This is a genomic window from Nocardia farcinica (assembly GCF_029867845.1).
Classification (GTDB): Bacteria; Actinomycetota; Actinomycetes; order Mycobacteriales; family Mycobacteriaceae; genus Nocardia; species Nocardia farcinica_A.
The window spans coordinates 1-4,487 of record NZ_JARWRU010000085.1 but is presented as its reverse complement, the minus strand read 5'-3'; the positions used below and the strand labels follow the sequence as shown (position 1 = coordinate 4,487).

3 protein-coding genes are annotated in these 4,487 nt (G+C 70.5%); 2 read left to right on the top strand and 1 reads right to left on the bottom strand.

What is annotated here, in order from left to right:
- Positions 1 to 107 precede the first annotated feature (107 nt).
- Positions 108 to 626, bottom strand: a complete 519-nt coding sequence (locus QH283_RS01520; RefSeq protein WP_280501224.1) for a carboxymuconolactone decarboxylase family protein — start codon at positions 624 to 626, stop codon at positions 108 to 110.
- Between the two features lie 245 nt (positions 627 to 871).
- Between QH283_RS01520 and QH283_RS01515 the strand changes: the two genes are divergently transcribed.
- Together QH283_RS01515 and QH283_RS01510 are read left to right on the top strand one after the other, a co-directional pair.
- A complete protein-coding gene (locus QH283_RS01515; RefSeq protein WP_280501223.1) occupies positions 872 to 2,245 on the top strand; it encodes an ABC transporter substrate-binding protein in 1,374 nt (457 codons plus the stop codon).
- Between the two features lie 16 nt (positions 2,246 to 2,261).
- Complete coding sequence (locus QH283_RS01510; protein ID WP_280501222.1) at positions 2,262 to 4,391, top strand: ABC transporter permease; 2,130 nt, start codon at positions 2,262 to 2,264, stop codon at positions 4,389 to 4,391.
- Positions 4,392 to 4,487: the final 96 nt, after the last annotated feature.

Here is a 4,487-nt window from a genome sequence, read left to right as displayed (position 1 = left end):
CCCCGGGGGGTTGGTTGGGGTTGGCCCGCATGGCCTTATCGTTGGGGTGTGGGGGCGGGCGGCGGGCCGGGTGCGGGGGGGGGCGCCCGCGGCCGGGAGGCGGCAGGTCAGGGCTCGACGCCGAAGGTGTTGAACGCCATGGCCATGGTCGTGTAGCCGCCGACGGTGAAGACGAAGTCCATGACCTGCCGCTCGTCGAGGTGCGCGCGCAGGGCGGCCCAGCTGTCATCGGTCAGGGTGGCGTGCTCGGTCAGTTCGTCGACGGCCGTCAGCACCATCTGGTCGAACGGGTCGGCGCTGCGGCCGAGCCGGATGGCGGCGATGTCGTCGGCGTCGAGCCCGGACTCGGCGGCTATCTCGAGATGGTGCTCCCACTCGTAGGCGCAGCCCGCGCGGTGGGCGACCCGCAGCACCGCCAGCTCGCGCAACCGGGCGGGCAGCGTGGACCGGAACAGCAGATAGACGCCGAACTGCAGAAACGCCTCGACCAGGGCCGGGTGCCGGACCATCGTCGACATCGCGGGCCCCGCTCCCTCCGGGTTCTGCCTGGCGCGGGGCAGCAATGCGCGCAGCGCCCGGCGACTGCGGTCGTCCCACTCGTCGGCGGGTAGCGGTGGCAACCGCATCGACACCTCCCGAGAATCATATTCTCATAAACTGAACATAGATTTTCACGCTGCGCGTCGGGTGTCAACGCGGGAACCGCGTGGGCAGACGTACTGGGGTCGTCCGTCATCGGCTCGGGGGGTTGTTCGGCCGTTACACTCGATGGACATCTTGCTCTACGAAACTGGACTATTGATTCTCCGATTCTGAGAGGATAGTTTCCGTGAGGCGGCGGCGTCGGGCGCGGGCCGCGAAGGAGGAAGACGTGAGATCCCAGCGAATACTCGTCGCGCTGATGGCGGCCGCGCTGGTCGTGGCGGGTTGCGGCCGCGAGGGCGGCGCCACCGAAACCGAAGGCGGTCCCGCCGCGGCGGTCTCCGGTGATTTCGGCGACCTGTCCGGCATCTGCGGTCCCGGCGACGCGAGGGGCGCCACGGCGCAGGGCGTGACCGACACGCAGATCCAGGTCGGCGTCTTCTCCGACATGGGCTTCACCAAGAATCCCGAGTTCGACGCCGCGGCCCAGGTCTTCACCTCCTGGTGCAACGAGGCGGGCGGCATCAACGGGCGCACCCTGACCTACGAGATCCGCGACTCCAGGCTCACCGAGGTCCGTCAGCGCATGCTCGACGCCTGCCGTGAGGACTTCTTCCTGGTCGGCGGCGGCTCGGCGCTCGACGGTCTCGGCGTCAAGGACCGGCTGTCGTGCCTGCTGCCGGAATTCCCCGGCCAGGTCGCCCAGATCGCCAACATCGGCTCCGACCTGCAACTGGCGGTCGGCGCCTCGGCGGCGGAGAACGTCAACCCCTACACCGGTTTCCAGCAGTGGCTGATCGACGAGGCCCACCCCGGCTCCGGCGAGGCCATCGGCATCATCAACGGCGACTCGCCGGTCACCAAGGCGATGGGCCCCAAGATGGTCGAATCGCTACGGGCCCACGGCGCGCGGATCGTCTACGACGAGCTCTACCCGGCCTCCGGCGTCGCCGACTGGACCCCGTACGCGCAGGCGATCAAATCCAGGAATGTGCGCGGGCTGATCTTCTTCGGCGACTTCCGCAGCCTGGCCAAGCTCGAGGATGTGCTGACCGGCATGGACTACCGGCTGGACTGGATCGACGCCAACGCCAACGCCTACAACCCGGAGTTCGTCGAATTGGCCGCCGATTCGCTGGCAGCGCAGAACAACTACGCCGACCTGTCCGGCATCGCCCCGCTCGACGCCGCCGACCGGGTGCCTGCCGTGCGGCAGGTGCTCGACCTCTACCAGCGCTACGCCCCCGACGCCGCGATCACCTTCCCCGCGCTCAAGGCCTTCTCGGCCTGGGTGCTGTTCGCCAAGTCCGCCACCGCCTGCGGTGATCGGCTGACCCGCGCGTGCGTGTTCGACAACGCGCGCCAGGAGACGGCCTGGACCGGCGGTGGCCTGCTGGCCCCGGGCGATCTTCCCACGCCGCTGTCGGACCAGCCGCGCTGCTTCAACGTGCAGAAGGCGACCCCGGACGGCTGGCGGGCCGTGGACTTCGGCGCCACCGACGGCGTCTACCGCTGCGGGGTCACGCCTTACCGCTACGCCACGCCGGTCGGCGCGCCCATGACACTGGCCGACGTCGGCAAGTCCCTCGCCGACCTGGAATGACAGGACGGGCGCGCTGATGGAGCAGTTCCTCGCCTTCGGGATCGTCGGCCTGAGCACCGCCGCGATCTACGCGGTGATCGGCAGCGGACTGGTGCTGACCTACACCACCACCGGGGTGTTCAACTTCGCGCACGGCGCGGCGGGCATGGTCTCGGCGTTCGTGTACTGGCAGTTCACCATCGGGTGGGGCTGGCCGGTGCTGCCCGCGCTGGCAGTGGTGCTGCTGGTCTTCGCGCCCCTGTTCGGGGTGCTGTTCGCCAAGGCGCTCGCGCCCACCCAGCAGCTGGGCGACGCGGAGAAACTGGTCATGACGGTCGCCATCCTCAGCGGCCTGATCGTCATGGCGCGCTGGATCTGGGATCCGAACAAGGCGCGGGCGCTGCCGAAGTTCTTCGCCGGCTCGAAGCCGATCGATCTGGGGCCGGTGACCGTCACCGGACACCAGGCGCTCACCATGGTCGTCGCCGTGGCCGTCGCGATCGGCCTGCGCATCCTGCTGCACCGCACCAGGGCGGGCGTGGAGATGCGCGCGACCGTCGACGATCAGGCCCTGGTCGGGCTCACCGGCGCCGATCCGCGCCGCGCCGACACGGTGGCCTGGATCCTCGGCATCGAACTGGCCGCGATCGGCGGCATCCTCATCGCCCCGATGGTGGCATTGGACGCCGCCCAGCTCTCGCTGCTCATCGTCAGCGCCTACACCGCGGCCATCTTCGGCCGGTTGAAGAACCTGCCGATGGTGTTCGTCGGCGCGGTGGTGGTCGGCTGCCTGGAGAGTTACCTGACCGGCTACCTGCCGCAGAACGAGTACCTGCCCGGCCTGCGGCTGGCCGCGCCCGCACTGCTGCTGTTCCTGGCGCTGCTGCTGTTCCCGCACGGGCGGCTGCGGCGGCGCGACACCAAGGTCAACCCGGTGCCGCTGCCGACGAGGAGCGGGTCGCTGGCCTTCGCGGCGGTGATCGTGGTGGCCGGCCTGATGCTGGCGAGCATGCTCAGCGAGTCCGATCTGATCACCTACGGCGCCATGTTCGCCTGGGGTGTGATCGGGCTGTCGTTCGTGCCGTTGGTCGGTCTGGCCGGTCAGATCTCGTTGTGCCAGTTGAGCATCGCGGGCGTCGGCGCGGTCGCCTACGGGCATCTCGGTCCCGACGGGCAATGGTGGGCGATCCCGGCGGCCATGCTCGTCGCCGGTGCGGTCGGCGTGCTGATCGCGGTGCCCGCGCTGCGGTTGTCCGGGGTCTACATGGCACTGGCGACGGCGGCCTTCGCGGTGGTGCTCGACCGGTGGATCTTCACCCTGCCCTCCTTCGAGATCCTGGGCGTGCGGATCTCGTTGTTCGAGCAGGGCTCGGTCTCGCTGGCCGGGCCGAACCTGTTCGGGTGGCGGCTCGACAGCACCGCCGAGTTGACCGTCTTCGCCTCGGTGTGCCTGGCACTGGCCGGGCTCGGCGTGGTCTGGCTGCGGCGCAGCCGCTTCGGGCGCCGGCTGATCGCGCTGCGCGACAGCGAGGCCGCCTACGCCACCCTCGGCGGCAACCTGATGGCGGGCCGGGTGCTGGTGTTCGCGCTCTCGGCGGCCATCGCCGGGCTCGGCGGCGCGCTCTACGGCATGCAGTTGCAGGCGGTCACCGCCGAGCAGTTCAACTTCGTGGCCGGGCTGCCGATCTTCCTCATCGTCGTGATCGCGGGTGTCGGCTCGGTCGGGGCGGGCATGTTCACCGGCGCGGTGTTCGCCGGACCGCTGAACGTGATCCCGACCCTGTGGCCCGCCCTGCACAACCTGGCCCAGGTGCTGCCCGCCGCGGGCGGCATCGCCTTCGGCGGCGGGGTGTTGCGCACCGGGGCACTGCATTCGCTGCGCGCGGGCTGGGTGCCGATGCTGCGCGATCGCCTGGTCGCGCCTGTGCTGATCGCGGTGGCCCTGGCGCTGTGGGGGCTGCGTCTGCTCGAGGTGATCGACGGCTGGGGCTTCTGTCTGGGGCTCGTGGTCGCCGCGCTCGCCGGACGTCTCGGGCACGGGCGCCGTGCCCGGCGGGCGGAAATCGTTGCCGACGAACCGGTGCCGGTGGAGTGGCTCGGCGTGCGCACCCCGTGGCGTCCCGAGGACGAGGAGGTGCTCGAACGTGGGCTCACTGCTGCACGTTGACGAGGTGACCGTGGTGTTCGGCGGCAACCGCGCCCGCGCCGGCGCGGGGGGGCGGGGCGAACGCCGCGCGGGGACCGGGCGAATAGGCCCGAACGG